The 24,170-nt window shown below is 46.9% G+C and carries 20 protein-coding genes; 6 read left to right on the forward strand and 14 right to left on the reverse strand.

Translation table 11 applies throughout. The features are described 5' to 3' along the window. Nucleotides 1-51 precede the first annotated feature (51 nt). From gyrB to WQ57_RS00210, 6 genes are all read right to left on the reverse strand, one after another. Nucleotides 52-1,965, reverse strand: a complete 1,914-nt coding sequence (gene gyrB, locus WQ57_RS00185) for a DNA topoisomerase (ATP-hydrolyzing) subunit B (RefSeq protein WP_206540543.1) — start codon at nt 1,963-1,965, stop codon at nt 52-54. 262 nt (nt 1,966-2,227) lie between these two features. Next, nucleotides 2,228-3,463 (reverse strand): GTPase family protein, encoded by a 1,236-nt coding sequence (locus WQ57_RS00190; protein WP_046521697.1) that lies wholly within the window; start codon nt 3,461-3,463, stop codon nt 2,228-2,230. Nucleotides 3,464-3,668: 205 nt separating this feature from the next. Beyond that, the gene (gene sdaAA / locus WQ57_RS00195) at nt 3,669-4,568 is read right to left on the reverse strand and encodes an L-serine ammonia-lyase, iron-sulfur-dependent, subunit alpha (protein WP_046521698.1); all 900 of its coding nucleotides are present in this window, start codon (nt 4,566-4,568) and stop codon (nt 3,669-3,671) included. 57 nt (nt 4,569-4,625) lie between these two features. Further along, entirely contained in the window at nt 4,626-5,285 is a 660-nt protein-coding gene (gene sdaAB / locus WQ57_RS00200; protein ID WP_046521699.1) for an L-serine ammonia-lyase, iron-sulfur-dependent subunit beta, read from the reverse strand. 36 nt (nt 5,286-5,321) lie between these two features. Next, on the reverse strand, nt 5,322-6,359 hold the full coding sequence (locus WQ57_RS00205; protein WP_046521700.1) for a PTS sugar transporter subunit IIC: 1,038 nt from the start codon (nt 6,357-6,359) through the stop codon (nt 5,322-5,324). 47 nt (nt 6,360-6,406) lie between these two features. After that, the gene (locus WQ57_RS00210) at nt 6,407-7,069 is read right to left on the reverse strand and encodes a helix-turn-helix transcriptional regulator (RefSeq protein WP_046521701.1); all 663 of its coding nucleotides are present in this window, start codon (nt 7,067-7,069) and stop codon (nt 6,407-6,409) included. A gap of 281 nt (nt 7,070-7,350) precedes the next feature. Between WQ57_RS00210 and WQ57_RS00215 the strand changes: the two genes are divergently transcribed. The 6 genes from WQ57_RS00215 (at nt 7,351) to WQ57_RS00240 (ending at nt 13,885) form a co-directional block, all read left to right on the forward strand. After that, a complete protein-coding gene (locus WQ57_RS00215; RefSeq protein WP_046521702.1) occupies nt 7,351-7,791 on the forward strand; it encodes a YtoQ family protein in 441 nt (146 codons plus the stop codon). Nucleotides 7,792-8,074: 283 nt separating this feature from the next. Then, nucleotides 8,075-9,817: a sensor histidine kinase gene (locus tag WQ57_RS00220; protein ID WP_046521703.1), complete on the forward strand. Its 1,743-nt coding sequence runs from the start codon at nt 8,075-8,077 to the stop codon at nt 9,815-9,817. Next, on the forward strand, nt 9,818-10,591 hold the full coding sequence (locus tag WQ57_RS00225; protein ID WP_046521704.1) for a response regulator transcription factor: 774 nt from the start codon (nt 9,818-9,820) through the stop codon (nt 10,589-10,591). It abuts the gene before it with no gap. A 120-nt stretch (nt 10,592-10,711) separates the two neighbouring features. Further along, nucleotides 10,712-12,025, forward strand: a complete 1,314-nt coding sequence (locus WQ57_RS00230; protein WP_046521705.1) for an extracellular solute-binding protein — start codon at nt 10,712-10,714, stop codon at nt 12,023-12,025. 69 nt (nt 12,026-12,094) lie between these two features. Further along, nucleotides 12,095-12,976, forward strand: coding sequence for a carbohydrate ABC transporter permease (locus WQ57_RS00235; protein ID WP_046521706.1), 882 nt, complete (start codon nt 12,095-12,097; stop codon nt 12,974-12,976). 15 nt (nt 12,977-12,991) lie between these two features. Beyond that, the gene (locus WQ57_RS00240) at nt 12,992-13,885 is read left to right on the forward strand and encodes a carbohydrate ABC transporter permease (RefSeq protein WP_046521707.1); all 894 of its coding nucleotides are present in this window, start codon (nt 12,992-12,994) and stop codon (nt 13,883-13,885) included. Nucleotides 13,886-14,288: 403 nt separating this feature from the next. Here the strand turns inward: WQ57_RS00240 and WQ57_RS00245 are convergent, their stop codons facing one another. From WQ57_RS00245 to WQ57_RS00280, 8 genes are all read right to left on the reverse strand, one after another. Continuing rightward, nucleotides 14,289-14,909 carry a YesL family protein gene (locus WQ57_RS00245; protein ID WP_046521708.1) on the reverse strand — a complete coding sequence of 207 codons (621 nt, stop codon included), beginning with the start codon at nt 14,907-14,909 and terminating at the stop codon, nt 14,289-14,291. 38 nt (nt 14,910-14,947) lie between these two features. Beyond that, nucleotides 14,948-15,931, reverse strand: a complete 984-nt coding sequence (locus WQ57_RS00250; RefSeq protein ID WP_046521709.1) for an aldo/keto reductase — start codon at nt 15,929-15,931, stop codon at nt 14,948-14,950. Nucleotides 15,932-15,960: 29 nt separating this feature from the next. Further along, nucleotides 15,961-17,577: a glycoside hydrolase family 43 protein gene (locus WQ57_RS00255; RefSeq protein ID WP_046521710.1), complete on the reverse strand. Its 1,617-nt coding sequence runs from the start codon at nt 17,575-17,577 to the stop codon at nt 15,961-15,963. A gap of 61 nt (nt 17,578-17,638) precedes the next feature. Beyond that, nucleotides 17,639-19,138 (reverse strand): xylulokinase, encoded by a 1,500-nt coding sequence (gene xylB, locus WQ57_RS00260; RefSeq protein ID WP_046521711.1) that lies wholly within the window; start codon nt 19,136-19,138, stop codon nt 17,639-17,641. A gap of 80 nt (nt 19,139-19,218) precedes the next feature. After that, the gene (gene xylA / locus WQ57_RS00265) at nt 19,219-20,535 is read right to left on the reverse strand and encodes a xylose isomerase (protein WP_046521712.1); all 1,317 of its coding nucleotides are present in this window, start codon (nt 20,533-20,535) and stop codon (nt 19,219-19,221) included. 163 nt (nt 20,536-20,698) lie between these two features. Beyond that, the gene (locus WQ57_RS00270) at nt 20,699-21,682 is read right to left on the reverse strand and encodes a glycoside hydrolase family 43 protein (RefSeq protein WP_046521713.1); all 984 of its coding nucleotides are present in this window, start codon (nt 21,680-21,682) and stop codon (nt 20,699-20,701) included. 139 nt (nt 21,683-21,821) lie between these two features. Further along, nucleotides 21,822-23,438, reverse strand: a complete 1,617-nt coding sequence (locus WQ57_RS00275; RefSeq protein ID WP_084820089.1) for an FMN-binding glutamate synthase family protein — start codon at nt 23,436-23,438, stop codon at nt 21,822-21,824. Nucleotides 23,439-23,474: 36 nt separating this feature from the next. Further along, on the reverse strand, nt 23,475-24,104 hold the full coding sequence (locus tag WQ57_RS00280; RefSeq protein WP_046521714.1) for an NAD(P)H-binding protein: 630 nt from the start codon (nt 24,102-24,104) through the stop codon (nt 23,475-23,477). Between the last annotated feature and the right edge of the window lie 66 nt (nt 24,105-24,170).

Genomic DNA, 24,170 nt, shown 5'->3' on the forward strand with positions numbered 1-24,170 from the left:
CAAGCGGAAACTATCTGGCTTTCATTCATTCCTGAAGCAGGAGAACCGTCCCTATACATCAAGGTTTCGGACGTAGATGGCGTTTTCTTCGATGAATTGGCGGCGTGGTTCGACTTCGTCTCCCATCAGCATTTCAAATACTTCGTCGGCGTCCATGGCATCCTGCAGGCTGACCTGCAGCAGAGTCCTGGTGGCCGGATTCATGGTTGTCTCCCAAAGCTGTTCGGGATTCATCTCCCCCAGCCCTTTATAACGCTGCAGCCCTGGTTTGGGTGAGCTTGGCAGCGCGGCCATAATCGTTTCGAGCTCCCGGTCATTATAAGCATATGTGATGTTTTTGCCCTGCTGTATTTTATACAGCGGCGGCTGGGCGATATACACATAGCCATTCTCGATAAAAGGCCTCATAAACCGGTAGAAAAAGGTTAGCATCAGCGTGCGGATATGGGCACCATCGACATCGGCATCGGTCATGATGATGATTTTGTGGTAACGTGCCTTCCCCAGATCAAAGTTTTCACCAATCCCGCTTCCAAATGCCTTGATCATCGTTCCAATTTCGGCATTGTGCAGGATCCGGTCCATACTTGCCTTTTCGACATTGAGAATTTTCCCCCGCAGCGGCAATATCGCCTGAAAATGCCGGTCACGGCCCTGTTTCGCCGACCCACCGGCCGAGTTGCCCTCAACGATATAAATTTCACTGATGCTGGCATCCTTGGAAGAACAGTCCGCAAGCTTGCCGGGAAGCGTAGAAACCTCAAGGGCACTCTTCCTCCTCGTCAATTCACGCGCCCGCTTGGCTGCGAGCCTCGCTTTGGAGGCGACCAGGCTTTTATTGGCGATCGTCTTCGCTGCTGTTGGATTTTCCAATAAAAACTTTTCCAGTTTTTCCGCAAGAATAGACTCGGTGATGGTCCTAACCTCCGAGTTGCCCAGTTTCGTTTTCGTCTGCCCTTCAAACTGCGGATCCGGATGCTTCACCGAAACCACGGCTGTCAGCCCTTCCCGGACATCTTCGCCGGAGAAGTTGCCTTCATTCTCTTTTATGAGCCCGCTCTTCCTGCCATATTCATTGATCATCCTTGTCAGGGCCGTTTTAAATCCGGACTCGTGCGTGCCGCCCTCGTATGTGTGGATATTATTCGCAAACGAATAGATGACGCTTGCAAATCCCTCCGTATATTGCAGCGCAATTTCCAAGGAAATTCCTTCCCGGTTTCCTTCGATAAAAATCGGCTCCTGATGAAGGACTCCCTGGCCAGTGTTTAAATGTTCCACATAGGAAATAATGCCGCCCTCATATAAATATTCATTTTCTTTTCCCTCACCGCGTTTGTCGTGGATGGAAATGGAAATACCCTTGTTCAAAAAGGCGAGCTCCTGCAAGCGGGTAGCAAGGGTATCGTAGTCATATTCAAGGGTTTCAGTGAAAATTTCCCCGTCCGGCACAAAATGGATCGTTGTTCCCGTCCGATCCGTTTCGCCAATAACCGCCAATTCTCCCTGCGGTATGCCGCGCGAAAACATTTGGTGGTGAATCTTCCCGTCGCGATGGACATAGACCTCCAGCTGCGAGGAGAGCGCGTTGACAACCGAGGCCCCGACTCCGTGCAGGCCCCCGGAAACTTTGTACCCGCCGCCGCCAAATTTGCCTCCGGCATGGAGCACCGTCAAAATCACCTCTACTGCCGGCCTGCCCTCTTTTTCATGGATGCCGACGGGGATTCCCCGGCCATTGTCACTCACGGTAATGCTGCTGTCCGGCTCAATCGTTACACTGATTTTATCGCAATACCCTGCAAGGGCTTCATCCACACTGTTGTCAACGATTTCCCACACGAGGTGGTGAAGGCCCTTTGCCGAGGTCGAGCCTATATACATACCCGGCCGCTTCCGGACCGCTTCGAGTCCCTCCAGAACCTGGATCTGGTCGGCTTCATATGCTTGTTTTTGCTGTTCCACTTGAACCATTCTCTTGTGATCCCCTTCTCTTTGGTAGTCTAAGAGTTATATCTGAATCACCTTTACTCACTGGTATTCGAGATGTTCTCCCTATTTAAATAGTCAACCAGGTTGACTATTTAAATGTAAAGAAAAACAGCAATTTTGTCAATCTGGTTGACGAATCGCAGGAACGGTTCTGCTGCTTCATTTCAAATTAAAAAATGCCTGTCACCACAGTTATTTGGCAATAGCCATAAGGTGACAGACATAATATCCTCCCTTATTCCTGCTTCTCCTTAAAAACCCTCCGAAAAACACCCTTTGCCTTGTCCATCGACACGCCTTCAATAAAATAGGCGATAGCCGCTTCGGACAGGGCCAATGTTCCTGCGGTCGCTACCACTCCGGAGATAATGTGGCCACCGACAGGAATCACTTTCAGAAGCTGTCTGGCCGCTTCCCTTAAGGCAAACCCAGCCGCAACGTTGGCTCCGAGGGCACTCAGAAATTCCCTGATTCCTTGTTTGTCCAGCTTTTTTCCACCAATCAGGCCGATGGCGGTAATCATCGCCATCTGCATCCCGGTGATGACGGGGATGTCGGCTATGGGAATGGGACTGGCCCCAATCGCCCCCGTTGCCCCGGAAACGCTTTTCCCTATTTTCCGGGCGAGTTTTTTTTGGACTGATTTCAGCTTGGACAACTGGGCAAGTTTTAACTGCGCTTCGTTTGGAAGCTGCTCAATCAGGTAATCCAGCAGGACATCGATATTCCAGCGAACGTCATAAACGATCTTCCCATCATCGAATTCCATATAGCTGCTCACCGGAATCACCTGGACAGGTTCGGAAACATAGTCCCGCAATTTTACAGCCAAGACTTCAACAGCGTCGGCCATATTCTTCTGTTTTACCGGATGGTCAAACGGCGGCTGCTGTGCCGACTTGGGACTCAGTTCATCCACCTGGGTGACTATCCCCACAATCGGCACATCATACTGATGCTCGTTTTGAATCATAGTTTTCAACTGGGATAATTGCTGCAGGTCTTCATCAATCCTGGAGCTCACTTCTTTTGCTTTGCATAAAAACAAAATGGCATCCGGACATTGTTCTTTTATGGAAGCTTGTACCTCTTCCATCGCAGAGGCATATGAAAAACCTTCTTCCGGATTGTCTGCCTCCCCCAGGCCCCTCGTATCGAGGATTTCAAGATTTCCGGACTCCGACGTGAACTCATGCCACTTTCCCATACCGGTCTGCGCTTTTACATCCCCGACTTCGGCCCGCATTTCCCCAAAGATCGCATTGATCAGGCTCGATTTTCCGGCACCCCTTCTTCCCACAATCGCAATCCTGGCAGGCCTGGCATCAAGGGTCAGCTCTTTTAGCTGTTCCAGCTCCCCCTTTATCTTCATTTTAATAGGCTCAGGCAAAACCGAACCCGCCAACCCATCATAAATCGATTTGATTAAATCACTTATCTGGTCACGTTTAATTTCTCCTGAATCACCCATAGTCTGCTGCCTCCTTCTCTCTGTATTCCATTTACCCTTACTATACCCCTTTGACAGGCAGGGAAAGCATGGGGACGGTTCTCGCGCATCATCCGCTTCGCAACCGGCAGCCAGCATTTCTTTCTGGCGGTTTATGCTAAAAAAACAGCCTATCCCATGGGTTAGGCTGTTCAAAATGAGGCAGGAGAACCGTCCCCCTGCTCTGCTAAACAAGATAGTCTTTGAGTTTTGGTTTTGGCTGGCCGAAGATTTCGGCTTCCAGTCTTCTCCCTGTTGGCGTTGCGGCCAGGCCGCCTTCGCCTGTTTCTCTCAGGGAAGATGGCATGGTTTGGCCGATGGCGTACATGGCGGCGATGACTTCATCGGCTGGAATCCGGCTGGTGATGCCGGCCAGGGCCATGTCGGCTGCTGTCAAGGCGTTGGACGCTCCCATTGCGTTCCGTTTAACGCATGGAACCTCGACCAGGCCTGCCACCGGATCACAAACAAGTCCGAGCATGTTCTTCAGCGAAATGGCCATTGCTTCTGCGGCCTGCTTCGGCGTTCCTCCTGCCATTTCCACAATCGATGCTGCGGCCATGCCGGCTGCCGATCCAACCTCGGCCTGGCAGCCGCCAGCTGCTCCCGCAACCGTCGCATTATTGGCAATGACGAAACCGAAGGCTGCTGCTGTAAATAAATATTCAATCATATCCTGGCGGGTGGGGTTGAGCTGTTCCTTCACCGCAAACAAAGTACCTGGAACGACTCCTGCCGACCCTGCTGTCGGCGTGGCGCAGATGACACCCATCGCGGCATTTACTTCATTGGTGGCCATCGCCTTGCTGACCGCATCCAATAAGAGCGGGCCGGAAAGGGCCTTGCCGCTTTTTATATAGTTTTGGAGCAGGACGGCATCTCCGCCAGTGAGTCCTGTTTGGGATTTCACTCCCTGAAGGCCGCGTTCCACTGCCTGTTCCATCACTTGCAGATTATTGTCCATTTTCGCGATGATATCCTCACGAGACAGCCCCGTCACTTCCACTTCCTGCTGAATCATGATTTCCGCTATTTTCACCTGCTTTTGTTCTGCCAGCGAAACAAGTTCCGCTACATTTCGAAACATTGCGTTTCCTCCCGATGATACATATTTCCATTGCTCTATAAAACTTGTGCTCTATTATTAATCAACGATTTTAATAACCCTGTTTACATTGGAAAGCTTTCGCAGTTCCTCAAGGACATCCTCATCAATCCGCTGGTCCACTTCAATAATCATAATCGCTGTTTCGCCCTTTTCCTTGCGGGCAACTTCCATATGGCCAATATTAATTTCATATTTTGACAAAACGGAAGTGACGAATGATATGACCCCAAATCGGTCCTGGTGGAAAACGAGGATGGCCGGATCACCAGACAGTTTCAGCTGGAAGGAATTGATCTCCTTGATTTCAATCGTGCCGCCCCCAATCGAGATTCCGACAACTTCCATCTCGCTGTCATCATCGTACAGTTTCAGTTTCACCGTATTCGGATGATCCGGCACGGCTTCCTCCGGCCGGAAAACAACCTCCATCCCTGCTTTTTCTGCGATTGCCAAGGAATCCCTGATTCTTTCGTCGAACGTGTCGAAATCGAGCAGGCCTGCAACAAGCGCCAAATCGGTACCGTGGCCTTTATATGTTTTGGCAAACGATCCGTAAAGGGATATGACGACTCTTTTAGGCTGTTTTTCGAATAAATTGCGGGCAACCCGCCCAATCCGTGCAGCTCCCGCCGTATGGGAGCTGGAAGGTCCGATCATCACCGGACCAATAATATCAAAAGCAGAACGATATTTCATTTTATAACTCTCCTTTAACACTCTATCTTAGCGCAACTATGCGGCTTTTTCCACAGCTTCGTTGTTTTCAAGCTCTGCCACTTTTTTGATTTTATAATTTTTAAAGACCATTGAGCCAAGGAATCCGGCGATTGCACTGACAGCAGCGCAGGACAAGGCCACGATCGTTACTTTTACCGGGTCATTAAAGCCGTACATAACCGCAAGGCCGGCAATTGGAGTAGCCGTTCCCGTCGCATTGTTGATTAAGCCGGATAAGGCAATGATGACACCTGAGGCTGCCCCGCCGATAAAGTTGGTCGCATACACCGGAACCGGGTTCGCTGAAATGATATGGGCCTGGGTCAAAGGCTCAATCGCAACGGAAATCGTCGTTTTGCGGTCACCAAATTTCATGCGGTCAAACAGGACATAGTTCATAAACGATGAACCGAAGACAGCGAGGGCTCCAATCGCCATTGGTACGCCTGTCAGTCCAAGCATCGCTGTCAGCGCCATTGAACTTAGCGGGGCCGTCGCAACAACCGTAATGACTCCGCCCAGGATAATTCCCATCAGGACAGGATTGCTGTTGGCCGTCTCTGTGATGATTCCGCCGATATTCAAGAGAGTGGCATTCACCACAGGTGTCATGATTTCTCCAATGAAACGAACCAGCGGGGCACATATGACGATGATGACAATCAAATCCAGCCCGCCAGGAACCTTTCTCTCAATATATTTTACCAGAAAGGCGACCAGATATCCGGCAATGAATCCTGGAAGAAGGCCAAGGCCGGCAACACTTACTCCAAGCAAGAGCGCATAAACAGGTGAAGCACCAACAGCAAGAGCCACAAGAGCTGCTGCAGCTACACCGCCCATTCCGCCAGCAGCGCTTCCAACTTCACCAAGAAATTCAAATCCCAGTAAATCTCCCCCTACATATAATTGGAAAGCCTCTACAAGGAAAGCCGCGCACGCTGCCCCAGCAAGCGCCGCCATTGCTTTCGATCCTTTTGGTGCTTTATAGCTGAAAAGAGTGAATCCTGCTAAAACCAGTAATAACAATGAAGTCCCTTTTAGTATTTCCATGATAATTCCCCTCGAATTTTAGTATATTGGTATAGTTTATTTTCAGACTATTCCTGCATCTGGTATTCATTTTGAGTCCTGATTTTTTGAAGGTAGTTATAGATGGTAAACTTTGAAACACCAAGAACACTAGCCAAGTATTCTGTCGATCCCTTGATCAGGAACGCGCCCTTCTCTTCGAGTAATCTTACGCATTCCACTTTTTCTTCCAGGAGCAAATGTGCAGGGGCTTTTTTAAAACCGGATACAACCTGATCAACCATATCATGGATGACTTCCTGAACGGTGGTATGGAAGTTTTCAGCCTTTGCCTGGCTCGGATCAACCCCAAGAAATTCCTCCATATCATTGGTGAAAAGCAGCATTTGGGTGACATCGTAGTTAATGCAAAGTGCGCCAATGACCTTTTCCTCACTGTCTCTTAAAAATACGGTGGACGATTTCATAACGGTGCCATTTCGGGCGGAAGTTTTATAATTTGGGATATCCTGAATGTCCGCAGGGCCCTTCCTGAGCTCCGTCAGCACCAAATCAGTAATGGGTGCCCCTACCTTTCTGCCTGTCACATTTCCCGCCAGATAAACAAGCGAATGTTTCAAATCTGTAAAGTCATGGACGGCCACCTCGCACCTGCTTCCAAACATTTTCACCAGCATATCAGCCGTCCGTTTTGCCAGGCTGAATATTTGGGCATTGAGATCAGCCTCCATCCTTTCCGCCTCCTCTGTAAACGTTTTCAAATAGTTTCAAAAAAAAGATAAATGAGATAATAGTGTTACGAAAATATTATTATATGAATAACTTTTTTCGCATAGCCATCATACCACCCCCCACACAATATTTCAAATAAAATTTTAATGGTTACAAAAAAATTTTAATAGTCTCATTTCATTATATAAAGCGGAATAAACAAAGGAACCCCTTCCGCTTTGAAATCCGCTGCAAATTGGCTACTATATAATTAGATCAAATTGTGACAGGAGGATTAGCGATGCAATTAACCGTTTATTTAGCAGGGGAAATTCACAGCAATTGGAGAGAGGAAATTAAGACAAAGGCCGAAGAAAGGAAGCTTTCATTAACCTTTGTTTCTCCGCAAACCAACCATGACCGATCCGACAATGTCGGCGAGGACATTCTTGGCAAGCAGCCGGGCAGCTTATATAAAGATGATGCTGCATCGGACATTAACAACTTCAGGACACAGGTGCTGATGCAGAAATCCGATATCGTCATAGCCTTATTTGGCGAAAAATACAAGCAGTGGAATACGGCAATGGATGCCAGCACGGCGATTGCCATGAACAAACCGACGATTATCATCCGGCCCGAATCATTGATCCACCCTTTAAAAGAGCTTTCCAATAAGGCCAATGTGACGGTTGAAAGTGTCGACCAGGCCTTGGATGTCATCGGTTATATTTATGAATAGCCTCCCATTAAGCCGGGAGAAGGCAAAATGCCTTCTCCCGGCTTCTTTATATCCTTCCCCTTATACTTAGCCCATCCCTCTCCTTAGTTCATTCGGCAAATAAACTAAGTTTTCAATTCTTTGGGTGGAGATGTTATAATGGTTCTAGGTGGAAAAGCCTATATCATGTGATGAATATGATAAAAAATGATGTTCACTTTGGTGAAGTTTACCTACTTGTAACCGCTGTCAACTTTTCACGTTGTTGCAATAACAGAACAATTCCAATGAAAGGGAAACAACTATGCTGAATTCACTTAAAAAATGGAATACCCTTCGCAACCAGCTTCTGTTTATCTTTTTACTGGTTATGATCATCGTGCTGCTGATTGTCAGTTTGCTTACATTAAGGCAAGTTTCTTCTTTATTGAAAAGCAATGCTGAAAAACAAATCCAGCAGGTGGCGATTGAAGCGAACGGCCGCATGGAATCCCTTTACGAACAGGTGAACATGGCGGCAAAGCTTGTGATGACCGATGAAGAAGTTGAACAGGCTTTAACCGATATTTATGACGGCAAAGAGATCACCTTCCTGGAGCGCCAAGAACTGATGGGCCGGGTGAACAGAATTATGGGCAATACAGACGGGATCTTTGGGTTTCAGCTGTTTTCAGCTCAGGAGCAGCGCATTATCCCGCTTGATGATGACCCGCTAATTAACCGTATCGACAAAAAGTGGATTGCCGAGGCCAATCTCGCCAAAGGAAGAATGGTTTGGATTGGCGACGATCCCAACGATAAAAATAACTTCCTGGCTATCCGGAGGGTTAGCTTGATGGAGCGGCAATTCAGGAATGGCGGGTATCTTTTGATCAGCATAAACCGCGATCATTTTACCTTTGCCAACGAAACGTATGATAACGACCAATATTCAATCCTGCTCGATTCGGACCAGAACCCAATCATCCAAAATTATCCCGGAGATATCACTAGCATTATTGAAAGCAATGAAACTACGGTTCAATTAAATCAGCGTGACTACATGGTCACAAAACAGGTTTCCAAACTGACCGGCTGGACAGTCCTGATTTTGACTCCGGTAAGCGAGCTGACAGAAGGAATATCCGCCATCAGGACCGGAATTATTTTGACCGGGATTGCCGGGGCCTTTATTTTCACGATATTCTCCTATTTCCTGTCAACCATCATCACAAGACCGATCCTGAGGTTGACTAAAACCATGCAGCGTGCAGGAGAAGGTTCGTTAACATTGAATCCCAGTGTTTCGTCAGTCAATGAAATCAATGAACTAAACAGCACTTATAATCAGCTTGTAAAAGAAACCAACCATCTCATCCAGATGGTCTACCAAAAGGAAATTCTCCGGAGCCACAGTGAATTGAAGGCCCTGCAGGCGCAAATCAATCCGCATTTTCTCTTTAATACACTGGATGCCCTGCATTGGTCGCTGGAGGAAAAAGACGAAGAAGAATTGGCCGAACTGGTTGTCGCCATGTCCGATTTGTTCCGCTATACCATCACAAAGGAAACCGATGATGACTGGGTGTATTTAAAAGATGAAATCAAGCATATCGGCGATTATATGGAAATCATGGAGATGCGTTTTGGCGACCGGCTGCAATGGCATGTCTCCGTACCGGAAGAATATGAGCAGATAAGGATACCAAAGCTGATCATCCAGCCGCTGGTCGAAAATGCCATTCTCCACGGAGCCGGCAAAAAAGCCGGAAGCTGCATGATCTCAGTAACCGTTGAACCTGTCAGACAAGACAGCAGGGATAGAATCAGAATCACTGTCCGCGATGACGGTTCCGGAATGGATCAGGAGCGGCTTGAATGGATTCGGAATTCAATGAAAACGGGAGGCACTTCATCAGCAAGCGGGAAAGGCATGGCCATTTCCAATGTCTATAAACGATTAAAACTGTATTACAAAGGCCTTACACATTCCGACTTATTGATTGAAAGTGAATTAAACAAAGGAACAAAAATATCGTTTGAACTACCGGTCGATGGAGGGGAATAAATGTTTACTAAAAATATTGTCATCGTGGACGATGAGCCAAGAACCAGGCAGGGCCTCCAGCGGGCACTCGAGAGCTGGAATAATGGGGAGTATGCAATTTTCACCGCTGAAAGCGGTGAGGAAGTCCTCAGGATTGCGGAGAATAAAAAGATTCACATTCTGTTCACCGACATACAGATGCCAGAGATGACCGGATTGCAGCTGTTAAAAGCGATTAAGGAAAAAGGCATGTCCCCTGTCGTGATTGTCATCTCGGCTTATTCCGAATTTGAATATGCCCAGGAAGCATTAAGGCTTGGCGTCGTGAACTATCTATTGAAGCCAATCGGCAAAAAGAAGCTGATTGAAGCCTTGGAGGAAGCCGTTAAGGTGTTCGAAAAGCAAGTAAGGTTGGGCATGATTGAAAAAGTGGTGGATGAGAAAATTGTGAATGCCAACACTAAAATCGATTCCACCAAAGACTCCATCCGCACAGCGATGGCATATATCGACCAGCATCTGAACGATGAATTAACGCTAAAAGACGTGGCTGCCCAGGTGCACCTGAACCCAAGTTATTTCAGTGTACTGTTCAAAGAGCAAGTGGAACTGAATTTCAGCGAATATGTGACAAGAAGGAGAATCCAGCGCGCCAAGGAATTGATTGTATCCACCAGGATGCCGATCAGTGAAATTGCCGAAGAAGTCGGCTATAAAACCTCGAAATACTTCATTAAGATCTTCAAGGAAATCGAGGGAATGACCCCCAGTGCCTACCGAAAAGACAGCCAATGAAAGGGTTTTCTAAAAATAGTAGTATTTTTCCCAATCGCAGGTGCCTTTTTAGAATATTCCCACGGTGATAGACTGTACTTGTAAGACAGAAACATACAAATATTAAGGGGGTACCAAACGGTGAAAAAGAAAGCGTTTACCGCTGTCATGTCAATGGCATTGGCAGGAAGTCTGGCTCTTGCAGGTTGTTCCTCATCTTCTGAAACATCAGGAGATTCAGGTTCAAACGGTGATAAAACCGTTGTCAAAATGATGCATTTGTGGCCTGAGGGAAGTGCCAATGCACAGTATTCAATCGTGGATGACATTATCAAAAATTACGAAAAAGAAAATCCTGATGTCGACATCCAAACTGAAATCCTGAACAATGAGCAGTACAAGGAAAAAATCAAGGTACTATCCGCTTCCAATGAGCTTCCAGATATCGGAATCACCTGGGCAGCTGGATACATGCAGCCATACGTAGATGGCAATATGTTTGCCCCACTGGACGATGTCCTTGAAGGCGGCCTGAAAGAGGAATTTGTTCCTGGAACCCTCGAAGCTTTTACGATGGAAGAGAAAACATACGGCCTCCCTCTTGAACTGAACATTGCACCTGTTTATTACAATAAAGAAATCTTTGAAAAGCATAACCTTGAAGTGCCGACAACATACGATGAGTTCTTGAATGTTGTTGAAACTCTTGAGAAAAATGGCGTGATTCCAATCACAGTCGGAAACAAAGACCGCTGGACAGGCTCTCTGTGGTACATGTACCTTGCCGACCGTATTGGCGGACCTGAAACTCTGAACAATGCAATTAACCGTACTGGAAGCTTTGAAGATCCTGCGCTTGTAAAAGCAGCTGAAGAAATCAAAAAACTTGTTGATATGAATGCATTTGTTAAAGGTTACAATGGTTTGTCCAATGATGAAGCGAAAGGCTACTTCATGAACGAACAAGCAGCTATGTATGTAATGGGAACATGGGAGCTTCCTAACTATACAACTAGCCCTGATGTTGCTGAGGAATTTAAAGAAAAAATCGGTTACTTCAAGTTCCCTACTTATGAAGGCGGAAAAGGAAACATCGACAGCTTTGTCGGCGGCCCTGGTGTTGGTCTGTTTGTCTCCGAAGCTTCCAAAGTGAAGGACGAATCAAAAGAATTTGTTTCTTACCTGGTTGAAGAATGGGGTAAGCGCTCCGTAACGGAAGCCGGTGTCATCCCAGCTACAAAAGTGGATACTGCCGGTACAGATCTTGCTCAAATGTACATTGATATCTTAGACGATTTAGGAAATGCGTCCAATATTACCCTTTATGCGGATGTTCAAATGTCTGCCCGCGTAGCGGATGTTCACTTGAACCAGATTCAGGCTTTATTTGGAGGACAGTCATCTCCTAAAGAGTTTGCCAAGACACAAGAAGAAGCTCTTGCTGCTGAGAAATAATTATTGACGGTAAGAGGGCATATTGCTGAAAATATGTCCTCTTTCTTATAAGGAAGGGGACTATCCAACATGAAAAATGTAATGTCGAATAAATTCGTGATCACCCTTTACACACTCCCGGCTTTGCTTCTCATCCTCGTTCTCATCTATATACCAGTTACGCTTTCAGGCTATTACGGGTTTATGGATTGGAGCGGCATGGGCGAGATGAAATTCATCGGCCTCGAAAACTACGCTACCCTCATCAAGGACAATATGTTCTGGACAAGCACATGGCATTCGCTTCAATTAGCCATCTTCTCAACGGCCAGCTTATTGCTTTATCTCGGGATTTCGCTTGTACTGGCTAGCAAAATTAAGGGTTCGGATCTATTGCGTAAAATCTATTTGATTCCAATGCTACTATCATCTGTCGCCATCGCCCAGCTTTGGATGAAAATCTTTGACCCATCCAACGGAATGCTCAACAAATTTCTTGGGTTTTTTGGGATTGAAAATACACCTATTTGGCTGGCAGATCCAAATGTTGCCCTTTATGCCATTTTTATCCCGATTATCTGGCAGTATGCCGGGTTTTACATCCTTATCTACTATGCAGCATTAAAAAATGTATCTGATGAAGTGATTGAAGCAGCGAAAATCGATGGTGCCAACGCTTGGCAAATCGCCTATAAAATTAAGCTTCCGCTTATTTCCGGCGTATTTAAAGTAACGATAATGCTTGCAGTGGTCGGATCATTGAAGTATTTTGACTTGATTTATGTTATGACTGGCGGCGGACCGAACGGAGCCAGTGAAGTAATTGCTTCCTACATGTACAAAGAAGCATTCAAATTGAACAACTTCGGCTACGGAAGTGCAATCGGCTTTGGGCTCCTTGTTATCTGTCTTCTGATGACTTGGTTAACTTCGAAACTAACGAAATCTAAAGATGATGATGTTCAATATTAAGGGGGATTGAAACAGATGAGTGAGGTTAGTACACAAAAGACAACAACGACCCTTTCAACATCCAGCGAAACAAAGAAATCTTTTTTGAACAAAATCGGCTATGGATTTCTTTATCTTATATTAGGAGCGTTTGCGGTCATTCAGATTTACCCGTTAATCTGGCTGGTGTTCTTTTCATTAAAAACCAATCAGGAAGTATTTGGCCAGTCTCCCTTCTCCCTGCCCCAAGATCCTCAATGGATCAACTATACAAAGGCATGGACGGCTGGGAATATCGGCCTGTACTTTTTCAACAGCGTCTGGATTACGGTACTGTCCGTCGTCTTGACGATTCTTCTCGCCAGTTTCGTGACGTTTGCTGTTACACGGATGCATTGGAAGTTAAGCGGTCTTGTTCTTGGGTTATTCCTGGTAGCTTATATGATTCCACTCCATTCCACTATCATCCCGTTGTTCAACATGTTTAACAATGCCGGCTTGATTGATCACCCAGCATCGATTGTTTTGTCTTACACGGCGTTTAACCTGCCGCTGACGATTATGATTTTACTCGGCTTTTATAAAACCTTCCCTCGGGAAATCGAAGAGGCGGCAGTTATGGATGGATGCTCGATTCACCGCATCTTCTTTCAAATCACCCTTCCGATGACACTGCCGGTTTTATCGACAACAGCGATCATCAACATGATTTACAACTGGAACGAATTCGTATTCGTAAACACCTTCATCAGTTCCGATAAGTTTAAAACCCTGACCGTCGGAATCAACAACTTCGTCGGACAGTATCTGACTGATTGGGGCGCGATTGGGGCGACTCTCGTTATCAGCATCATTCCAGTCCTGCTTGTCTTCCTGTTCCTCAGCGACAAGATCGTGGAAGGAATGGCCGCAGGCTCGGTTAAAGGCTGATTGGCAGCATGACACAAGACCGATGCAGGTTTCACCTTAGGAAGTGAAATCTGCATCGGTCTTTTTTGTTTGGGTATTGGCGCAAATGTTATTGCTGAGTTCTCTTTTTTTACGTTAATGGGCCTTGTTGACGCAAATTTGGTGGTCTGCCTTTCTATCTTTTGCGTTAATGAGAGCTGTTGACGTAAATTTTGCAGCCTTCCTTCCCCTTTTTTGCGCCAATGGGCGCTGTTGGCGCAATTTGGCCGTCCTGCATTTCCATTTTTTGCGTCAAGAAGTGCTCTAGGCGCAATTTCGCCGGCCACCCTCCCCTTTTTTTGCGCCAATGGGCGCTCTAGCCCGCAATTTCATCGCCCTCCTCCCCTTTTTTTACGCCATTAAAAAAGGACCAGAATCTGGTCCTTTACGTCTGCTGCTGCTTTTTGGCCATTTTATTAAACACCACATAGGCTGCCGCCATGATGATGGCTGCGGAAAGGCTGCCGCCAAAGAAAAATCCGAAACCCGGCAGAAATCTCACCACGAAAATTACAGCAGCGACCCCTGCAATCATCACAAGGTTTTCAAGCGGGCTGATCACCATCATCAAAAATGAATTTTTGATCATTTGAACAAGCTTCAGCTCATAATGAACATACACCGGGAATAGATAGAACATGGTCATCAAAGCTGCCAGCATGAACAAATATAACGGAATCTGGATTACGCTTATGCCCGCGCTGCCCGAGTTCCTTATAAACACCAGGTTTAGGACAATCATCCCTCCAATAGCAGCCATGAACAGCCCTAACCCATTGCCGCGCACCCATTCTGCTTTGTAGGTCGTCCAAAATGTACGGAATATGGGAATGTCAGTTTCTCCCTTCAGCCACTTGCGGATAATCGCGAACATCGCAATCGTGGACGGGAAGAATCCCAGTACGACCAGGCCTAGCAGCGAAAAACCAATCCACAACAAGTTAAGATAGGCAAATTTCGCAATCCATTCCGTGGCGCCATAAGCCCGATTTGCAGTTTTACTCATCGAATCCCTCCGAACGGTCAGCCTTTACCCTTATTTTATTAATAAGGTCCTCTGATAAAGTCTTTTACCTTCTCCTCATAAAAACGGTAAATTTCTTGCTGTTCTTCCCCGGAGAAAGGCTTGGTTTCCAGCGCGGAAAGATTGTCCTGGACTTGCTTCATGTTCTTAAACCCTGGAATAATGCACGTGATTTCCTTCTGGTCGAGAATCCAGCGCAACGCCGCGCTTGCCATCGACCCGCGGCCTTCTCCAATCCATTTTATCTGGTCAGCCAACTCCACACCCTTTTTAAATCCAAGTCCCGCAAAAGTTTCCCCGACATTGAAGGCCTCGCCATTTTCATTGAATCGGCGGTGGTCATCTTCTTCAAACACATGGTCACTTGTGAATTTTCCGGTAAGCAGTCCACTCGCAAGCGGCAAACGAACCAGCAGTCCAACCCCTTTTTTATATGCCTGAGGAATTAACGTTTCAAGCGGTTTCTGGCGGAACATATTGAAAATAATTTGCAGGCTTTTGACATTGGGATTTTCAAGGCAAATCAGCCCTTCTTCTACCGTTTCGACACTGACACCGTAGTGGCGGATTTTCCCTTCGCTCTGCAGTGTGTCAAGAACTTCGAATATGGCTCCATCTCGAAGGATTTCGGTTGCAGGGCAATGAATCTGGTACAAGTCGATTCTCTCGCGTCCCAGACGGCGAAGACTATCTTCGCAATAGGCACGTACCTGTTCGTAGCTGTAATTTTTCGGGTCGAAAATATCACCCTGGCGGCAGAACTTTGTGGCTATGTAAATTTCGTCTTCCTTCCCTTTCGTAGCTTTGGCGAGCAGTTCTTCGGCGTGACCGTCTCCATAAACGTCGGCGGTATCAAAGAAGTTAACTCCCTTATCCATGGCATGTTCCAGGGATCTGATGGCTTCTGCATCGCTCGTCTTTCCCCAGGAACCGCCGATTGCCCAAGTCCCAAAGCTGACTTCACTGATGTTGATTCCGGTGTTTCCTAATTCACGATATTTCATGTCCATTTCCTCCTTTAAGAAATAATACCTTATTGTTCGACCCCTGTCCGTTCTTGATAGTTAAAATAATCAAAATCGGCATGTTTCCTGGTGCCGCTTAAATCCTGGACACAAATTCCAAGAAATGAACCCGTAAAACCCTGGTCAAGCAAAACACCGCCAACCTTTTGTTCAACATGGTCGTCCGAAATTTTACTTGCATCGAGCACTGGGCCAATCTTCAGCCATTCATTCCCATCCACCGAATAATAAAACTGCAGCTTTTCATAGTCCAGTTCTGCTTTTAGATAAACTCTGCTCCATCCCTCAACCGAAATTGGACGGTCCAAAGGTTCATCGTATTTCCCCTGGTCACTTGACATGATTCCGAGGCATTTCCCCATTTCCTCATCATGACTGATCCAAAGGTAATAATAGTTCCTTGAGTTATAATAGTATACCAGCCCGGCCATTTGCTGGAAGGTTTCCGGTTCGAACTCGACAACCGTTTCAGCGGAGCAAGAAAAGGCTTGCTGCCGGCGGGCAATCAGGCTTTGTCTGTGGGCAGAACTAAAGGATTCCCGGCCAATTAGCCTTAGAAATCCCTGCCGCTCTGTCAGTGACATCCAGTCTTCTGAAAACGGCTCGCGTAGTGAGTTAAAATGAATGCTCAGTTGTTTCTCATCAAAATGGTCCATTCCCTGTTCTTTTTCGAAAGGAGCCTCCGGCAAATCCGGTGCCTCAACCATTACCTGCGGTTCCGTTCCCCCGCCTGCCAGCCTCAGCCAGCCATCCTTTGTCCAGAGGCCCTTTTGTATCGCCGTTTCCCTGCCTAGATTACAATTAAGCGAGGAATTTAGCGGCCGGCCGGTTAAATGGACAAGGTATAGCTCGTCTGCCTGTGTGTGGACAATGCTCGCGTGACCCGCTTTTTGCAGCGGCAGCTCGGGATTCCCGGCCGATGTCAGGATAGGCCCAATCGGGTCGACCTCGTACGGACCAAAGAGCGAAGTCGCTCGGGCTACCGTCACGGCATGGTTATACCTTGTCCCGCCTTCAGCGGTCATTAAATAATAATAACCATTATGTTTATAGAGATGAGGGGCTTCGGTAAGACCCAACTTAGTCCCTTTAAATATATTATGAATGGGACCGGTTAGCTTTTGTTCCTGTGGAGAATATTCCTGCAGTAAAATTCCAGCAAATGAGTTTTTGTTCTTACGATGGTCCCAAACCATATTGACCACCCACTTTCTCCCGTCCTCGTCATGGAAAAGCGACGGATCAAATCCGCTGCTGTTCAGATAAACCGGTTCCGACCACGGCCCCATGATGTCCTGGGCGGTAATCAAGTAGTTATGAGTGTCCTTAAAGGGTCCGATATGACTTTTTACGTCTGTAAATACTAGATAGTACGTTCCCGCATGATAGCTTAAGCACGGAGCCCAGACGCCGCCGGAATCTGGATTCCCTAGCATATCCAGCTGGCTCTTGCGGGTAAGAGGGTGGGTAAGCAAGCGCCAATTCTTTAAGTCCTTTGAATGATGGATCTGGACACCCGGAAACCACTCGAAAGTCGAAGTGGCGATATAATAATCATCTTTCACTCTTATAATAGAAGGATCGGGATTGAATCCTCGTAAAATAGGGTTGGCAATGTGACTCATGTCTTTCCCTCCTTTTATGGGTAAATGAAAAGAAAGCCCCACGGATTGTGGGGTTTAATCGTTATTTTCTAAATTCGCGCAGCTGATCATTAAGTGTCTTGGTTTGCGTATAAACCTGCTGGTAGATTCCAAAGACCTTCTGGTACGTTTCCACGTTTTCCGGAATTGGCTTATACGTTTTCGCTGTTTGCAGGAACGCCTCGGCACATTCTTTTAGAGAGCCGAACCAGCCGCTGCCGTATGCTGCAAGCATCGCTGCTCCCATTCCAGGGCCTTGTTCACTAGACAGTTTTTCAACCTTTGCATTGAAAATATCTGCCTGCATCTGCAGCCATGTTTCATTTTTGGCACCGCCGCCAATCGAGATGATAGAATCGATTGTTTTCCCGCTGCTCCTGAAAATCTCAATCGATTCATGAAGGGAAAACGTAATGCCTTCAAGCACGGCACGGGCAAAATGCTTTCGCTCATGAGCTGCATCAACCCCAATGAAGCTGCCGCGGATGTTGGAATCCGCATGAGGCGTTCTCTCGCCAACTAGATAAGGAGTGAACAGCAAACCATTGCTTCCCGCAGGAACTTCAGCGACGCCTTCGAGGAACTGTTCAAAGTTTTCCTCTTTGGCAAAGGTGTCTTTAAACCAGCTTAGGCTGTAGCCTGCTGCCAGGGTCACACCCATGGTGTAAAAGGCATTTTCTTCTCCATGGTTGAAATAATGGACCTTTCCTTCAAAATCAAGATCGCTTCTCTCTTCGTAGGAAAGCACTACACCAGATGTTCCGATGCTGCATAAGGTTTTTCCTTCTGATAAGATACCGGAACCAATCGCGCCGCAGGCATTGTCGGCACCTCCTGCAAATACTTTCGTAGCTTCCGATAGTCCAGTTGCCTGGGCAAATTCAGCAGTTACATTGCCTGTAAACTCATGGGACTCCACTAAAGCCGGGCAGAACTCCTGGGTCAGCCCGAAAAGGTCTAAAATTTCCTGGCTCCATTCCCGTTTAGCTACATTCAGCAACAGCGTGCCGGCAGCGTCGGAGTAATCCATATGCACCTGGCCAGTCATGCGATAGCGTAAATAATCCTTTGGAAGCATAAATACGCTTGCACGTGCGAAAATCTCAGGTTCATTTTCTTTTACCCAAAGAATCTTCGGCAATGTAAAACCTTCCAGCGCAGGGTTCTTGGTAATGTCGAGAAGCTTCTGTTTGCCAACGGTCTCATAGATGTCACCGCATTGCTTTGTTGTTCTTGTATCATTCCACAGGATGGCATTCCTAAGTACCTGGTGGTTTTCATCGACTAAAACAAGTCCATGCATCTGCCCGGAAAAAGAGATGCCTTCGATATCGCTTGCCTCTCCTTCGAATTGCTGGATAAGTTCAGCCAATCCTTCCCTTGTCTTCTCCACCCATTCTTCCGGGTTCTGTTCACTATAACCGGATCTTTCAATAATGAGAGGATATGATTTTGAAACCTCGCTGCACACTTGCCCGTTTTGGTCCACAAGCAGGATTTTGACGGCACTTGTCCCGAGGTCCACACCGATTACATATTTCATCACAATCATCCTTTTCTATAAAAATGTGCTGGAGTATAAACGTCCAGCACATTTTTTATGATTATAATTGGAAGTTAAACTTATAGTGTTTCCAGCAGGTACTGGTTAATGACAGCTTTCAGGCGCTCTGTTCTGCCAGATGTGTTCTTGATTTCTGTCAATTGAAGAGCATATGCTTCCAATTCACGGAAATTCGTTTTTCCTTCCACAATGTCAAGACCAATGCCTTTTGTAAAGCTGCTGTAACGCTCTTCAATAAAGCTGTCAAGCACTTTATCTTCGATTAGCTTGTTCGCAACTTTTGCACCAATTGCAAATGCGTCCATTCCGGCGATATGTGCATGGAAAAGATCTTCCGCATCAAATGAACCTCTTCTTACTTTGGCGTCGAAGTTCAAACCGCCTTGGCCTAGGCCGCCGTTTTTGAGGATTTCATACATTGCTAGTGTATTAGTGTACAGGTCAGTCGGGAATTCATCAGTATCCCAGCCAAGAAGGGTATCTCCCTGGTTGGCATCAACAGAACCCAGCATGCCGTTGATGCGGGCAGTTCTTAATTCATGCTCGAACGTATGGCCGGCAAGAGTCGCATGGTTTGCTTCAATATTGAACTTGAAGTAGTCTGTCAGGTCATATTTTTGCAAGAATGCAAGACCAGTAGCCACATCGAAATCATACTGGTGCTTAGTAGGCTCTTTTGGCTTTGGCTCGATCAGGAATGGAACATTCAAGCCGATTTCTTTTGCATAGTCAACTGCCATATGGAAGAAACGTGCCAGGTTGTCCTGCTCAAGCTTCATGTCTGTATTCAGAAGCGTTTCATAGCCTTCACGGCCGCCCCAGAATACATAGTTTTCTGCGCCAAGTTCTTTTGCTACTTCAAGGCCCTTTTTCACTTTCGCTGCAGAGTAAGCGAACACATCGGCATTTGGAGAAGTCGCGGCACCATGAGTGTAGCGCGGGTTTGTGAACATGTTTGCTGTGTTCCAAAGCAATTTTACTTTGCTAGTTTTCATGTAATCTTTGATCATCGCGACGATGACGTCTTGATTTTCATTGGATTCCTTCAACGTGCTTCCTTCTGGAGCGATGTCCACATCATGGAAAGCAAAGAAAGGAACATTCAATTTTTCAAAAAGTTCAAATGCGGCTTCCACGCGTGCTTTCGCCAAGTCAAGGCCTGTAAGATGGTCCCAAGGGCGGATCGCTGTGCCTGCACCAAACGGGTCTCCACCGTCCGCTGTGAATGTGTGCCAGTAGGCAACAGAGAAGCGAAGAAGTTCTTCCATAGTCTTGCCATTAATTTTTTCTTCTGGATTATAGTATTTAAATGCAAACGGGTTGGTGGACTTAGCACCTTCAAATTGAATTTTATTCACTGTTTCGAAATAAGCCATGGGATTATTCCTCCTAGTATTTTCATTTTTAATTCCTTCATCATGTAAATGCTTACAAAAGGTTTCGTATGTCCTTTGTATGATTAAATTATAGCACTATAAGGTTAGTTTGTCTATCGGATAAACTAAGATTTTTAAAAATATTTTACTAGAGTTTTTCACGTCATTTATTTTCATAAGGGGCAATGGTTTGGATCGTTCCATCTTCGTTATATTTCAGTTCCGTGAATTTAACGGACCGCTTATGGTTCACACCGCCGGATAAGGAGCTGTCATGGTAGAACAGATACCATTTATCCTTGTACTGGACAATTGAATGGTGGGTCGTCCAGCCGATGACCGGGGTAAGAATCGTCCCTTTGAAGGTAAATGGACCCATTGGGTTTTCGCTCACGGCATAAACAATTTTATGAGTGGTACCGGTAGAATAGGAAAGATAATAAAGTCCATTATATTTGTGGACCCATGGGCCTTCAAAATATCTCCTGTCTTCGTCACCGGCAAGAATTGGGTTACCCTCTTCATCCACAATGGAAATTTCCTTCGGCTCACTTTTAAAATTCAGCATATCATCCGTCAGTTCCGCTGCGATCGGGCCTAATGCCGGTTCCGAAGCTGCCGGGCCTGCTGCATCATGCTGGTAAATACCTGTCTGCCATTTTTCCAGCTGTCCGCCCCATAGGCCGCCGAAATAGACATACGCCTTGTTGTCTTCGTCGACTAGAACGGCCGGATCGATACTGAAGCTGCCAGGAATATAATTTTCCTCCGCCTTGAAAGGTCCTGCAGGACTCGGACTGGTTGCTACGCCAATTCGGAAGATCCCGTCCTTGTCCCTTGCCGGGAAAAATAAATAATAAGTGTTGTTCTTGTAGGCCGCATCTGGTGCCCAAAGCTGCTTGCTCGCCCATGGAATATCCTTGAGGTGAAGCACTTCACCATGATCAACACAAGGCCCATCTACATCTTCCATCGATAAAACATGGTAATCCTCCATCTTATACTGGTCCCCATTATCATTGGAAGGTTCATCATGCTCCAGGTCATGGGAAGGATAAATATAAAGCTTCCCTTCAAACACGTGGGCAGAAGGATCAGCCGTGAAAATATGTGTCACTATAGGCTCATTAGGTTTCGAGTTTTTCATAATAGCCTCCCTAGCATTTGTTGTCTACAAATGTAGTATAACGCTTACCAACTACTTTGTACAGGCATTATACAAAGTTTTTAAATGCAGCATGGGGATGGTTCTTCTGCTTCAGAAGCAGCAGAACCGTCCCCGTGTTTTACCGCGCCACCTTTTCCTTTTCCCTAATCTCTGTCACCTTTTCCGGATTCAGAGTAACATCAGCCACGGAGGAGATCCTTCCCCACTCGTCCTTATGCACGATATGCTTACGTTGGAACTTGGTCGGAGTATCAAGCCCGGCAGCCGCCGCGAGGTTGAACAGTCCCTCTCGTAGGGAGACAACATAATTGGCGACGCGGTATTGTTTCTCCTCGACCACAAGTCCATCCTGCAGCTTAGGGTCCGTGGTGGCAACCCCGGCGGGACAATGGTTGGTATGACAGATTCCTGCCATGATACAGCCAACATTAATCATGAAGCCGCGGGCGATTTGGACGAGATCTGCGCCAAGTGCGAGGGCAACGGCAATTTTATCCGGAGTAACCAGCTTTCCGGATGCAATGATTTTGACTCTGTCACGCACTCCGTATTTTTTCAGCATCTCATCGACTAGCGGCAGGGCTGACATGATTGGCAGCCCGACGGCATCCGCGAGCTCCTGGTAAGTGGCCCCGGTTCCACCTTCGCCACCGTCGACGGAAATGAAATCGGGTCCCTTGCCTGTCTCTTTCATGATTTTTGCCATTTCCTCAAGGGAGTCCATGTCCCCGACGACAATTTTGATTCCCACTGGCTTGCCGCCGATATCCCTCATTCTTTCCACGAAATCAAAAAGACCGTAGTAGTCGCTAAATTCGTAGAACCGGTTAGGACTGTTGATTGTTTTCCAGGGCTCCACAAGGCGGATGCTGGCAATTTCCTCGGTCACTTTTTGCCCTTCAATATGCCCGCCGCGGATTTTCGCACCTTGTGCCAATTTGATTTCAAAGGCCTTTACCTGTTCAATCTCGCTTTTCTTCTTGAATTCCTCCCAGGAAAATTCCCCTCCGGGAGTCCGGACGCCGAACAACCCGGGGCCGATTTGCATCATGATATTGGGGTTCCCGGCAAGATGATAAGGAGACAGTCCCCCTTCCCCGGTGTTCATCCAGGTTCCACCAGCAAGGCCAAGCCCTTTTGACAAAGCCGTTATCGCATTTTCTCCGAGTCCGCCGTAGCTCATCGCCGACTGGCCGACAAGCCCTTTTAGCCTGAACGGCTCCCGGCAAGTATTTTCTCCAATGATAACGGCATCCTCGTCACGGAGAAGGTATGGGTCAATCTGCCGGTCCTCGCGGTGCTCCTTCCGGCTCATAAGTCCTTCTTCATCAATTTCATACACTTTTGTATTAATCTTTTGGCTGTTGTCGATTCGCAGTTCTTCCAGGAGTTTAGGGAACATGCTGTTGCGGATGTAGTAGCCGCCTTCATTGAAATCCCGTTCGGAACCAAAGCCAATCAGGCGCTCCTTGTATTTACCCGCTTTGACCACATCCTGGAATTCCTTCCTGGAAAACGGTGTGCCTTCGGTATTGCTTTGAAACAAATACTGCCTTAGCTCGGGTCCAATCTGCTCTGTCATGTACCGGATCCGGCCCAGCAAGGGAAAATTCCTTAGGATTGAATGCTGTTTTTGCGTATCGTCTTTGCGGTAAAGGTAGGCGGCAGCTGCAGCCGTTCCAAGGACAGCGCTCCCCTTCAATACCGCAGGAAGATATTTTTTCATTTTGGACATATTATGGATCCCCCTTTGCTTTAATTAGGATGAAACTTACAATTGCTGCAGCGCCTCGCGAATCGGAGTATCGCCTGATGTCACATCAAAGGTTTTATTGAACGTTTCCCTGCTGTCGAGCGCTTCGACCAGGACCGAAGCCAAATCCTCCTTTGGAATTTCGCCATGTTCATCTTTCAGTGACGGTGCGGCATTTACCTTTCCGCTTCCCGGCTTTTCCACAGGCTCGCTCGGCCTTATGATTGTATAGGCAATCTCTTCCTGCCTTAATAGCTCCTCCGCCTGGTTTTTGCCTCCGATGGTTCCCGGACCGCCGCTTTCATTTTCATCCGCACGCAGCGGGCTGAGCAGAATAAACCTCTGCACATCATGTTTATTCGCTGCTTCCACCGAGGCTATCATGGTCTGATGGTCGATCAGGATGGGTTTTCCCTCACCGGTCCTCGGGCTTGCAGCTCCAAGATAAATGACTGCCTCACAACCGGCAAACGCCTCTGAAAAATTCTGAGCCTCCATGACAACCACCTCCGTGGCACCAAGCTTCGTCATCAACGAATCTTTGTTTTGCGAACCTACGACTGCAACCGGCTCATGCTGCTTGTCCGCCAACAGTTTCACAACATGCTCTCCTGTCATGTCCTCCGTTCCGATCACCAGTACTCTCATTTGTATGCCTCCTGATAGTTGATATTAGATATCTACCACTTTAAGAGCTGTGGAAACCATAAAAGA

This window comes from Mesobacillus campisalis (assembly GCF_000986785.1).
Lineage (GTDB): Bacteria > Bacillota > Bacilli > Bacillales > Cytobacillaceae > Mesobacillus_B > Mesobacillus_B campisalis.

Coding starts and splice junctions, on each gene's coding strand:
- WQ57_RS00250 (WP_046521709.1), bottom strand. CDS start 15,931: ATGAAATATCGTGAATTAGGAAACACCGGAATCAACATCAGTGAAGTC.
- WQ57_RS00240 (WP_046521707.1), top strand. CDS start 12,992: ATGAGTGAGGTTAGTACACAAAAGACAACAACGACCCTTTCAACATCC.
- WQ57_RS00190 (WP_046521697.1), bottom strand. CDS start 3,463: ATGGGTGATTCAGGAGAAATTAAACGTGACCAGATAAGTGATTTAATC.
- WQ57_RS00280 (WP_046521714.1), bottom strand. CDS start 24,104: ATGAGAGTACTGGTGATCGGAACGGAGGACATGACAGGAGAGCATGTT.
- WQ57_RS00205 (WP_046521700.1), bottom strand. CDS start 6,359: ATGGAAATACTAAAAGGGACTTCATTGTTATTACTGGTTTTAGCAGGA.
- WQ57_RS00245 (WP_046521708.1), bottom strand. CDS start 14,909: ATGAGTAAAACTGCAAATCGGGCTTATGGCGCCACGGAATGGATTGCG.
- xylB (WP_046521711.1), bottom strand. CDS start 19,138: ATGAAATATGTAATCGGTGTGGACCTCGGGACAAGTGCCGTCAAAATC.
- sdaAB (WP_046521699.1), bottom strand. CDS start 5,285: ATGAAATATCGTTCTGCTTTTGATATTATTGGTCCGGTGATGATCGGA.
- WQ57_RS00215 (WP_046521702.1), top strand. CDS start 7,351: ATGCAATTAACCGTTTATTTAGCAGGGGAAATTCACAGCAATTGGAGA.
- WQ57_RS00255 (WP_046521710.1), bottom strand. CDS start 17,577: ATGAGTCACATTGCCAACCCTATTTTACGAGGATTCAATCCCGATCCT.
- sdaAA (WP_046521698.1), bottom strand. CDS start 4,568: ATGTTTCGAAATGTAGCGGAACTTGTTTCGCTGGCAGAACAAAAGCAG.
- xylA (WP_046521712.1), bottom strand. CDS start 20,535: ATGGCTTATTTCGAAACAGTGAATAAAATTCAATTTGAAGGTGCTAAG.
- WQ57_RS00275 (WP_084820089.1), bottom strand. CDS start 23,438: ATGTCCAAAATGAAAAAATATCTTCCTGCGGTATTGAAGGGGAGCGCT.
- WQ57_RS00220 (WP_046521703.1), top strand. CDS start 8,075: ATGCTGAATTCACTTAAAAAATGGAATACCCTTCGCAACCAGCTTCTG.
- WQ57_RS00210 (WP_046521701.1), bottom strand. CDS start 7,069: ATGGAGGCTGATCTCAATGCCCAAATATTCAGCCTGGCAAAACGGACG.
- WQ57_RS00225 (WP_046521704.1), top strand. CDS start 9,818: ATGTTTACTAAAAATATTGTCATCGTGGACGATGAGCCAAGAACCAGG.
- WQ57_RS00270 (WP_046521713.1), bottom strand. CDS start 21,682: ATGAAAAACTCGAAACCTAATGAGCCTATAGTGACACATATTTTCACG.
- WQ57_RS00235 (WP_046521706.1), top strand. CDS start 12,095: ATGAAAAATGTAATGTCGAATAAATTCGTGATCACCCTTTACACACTC.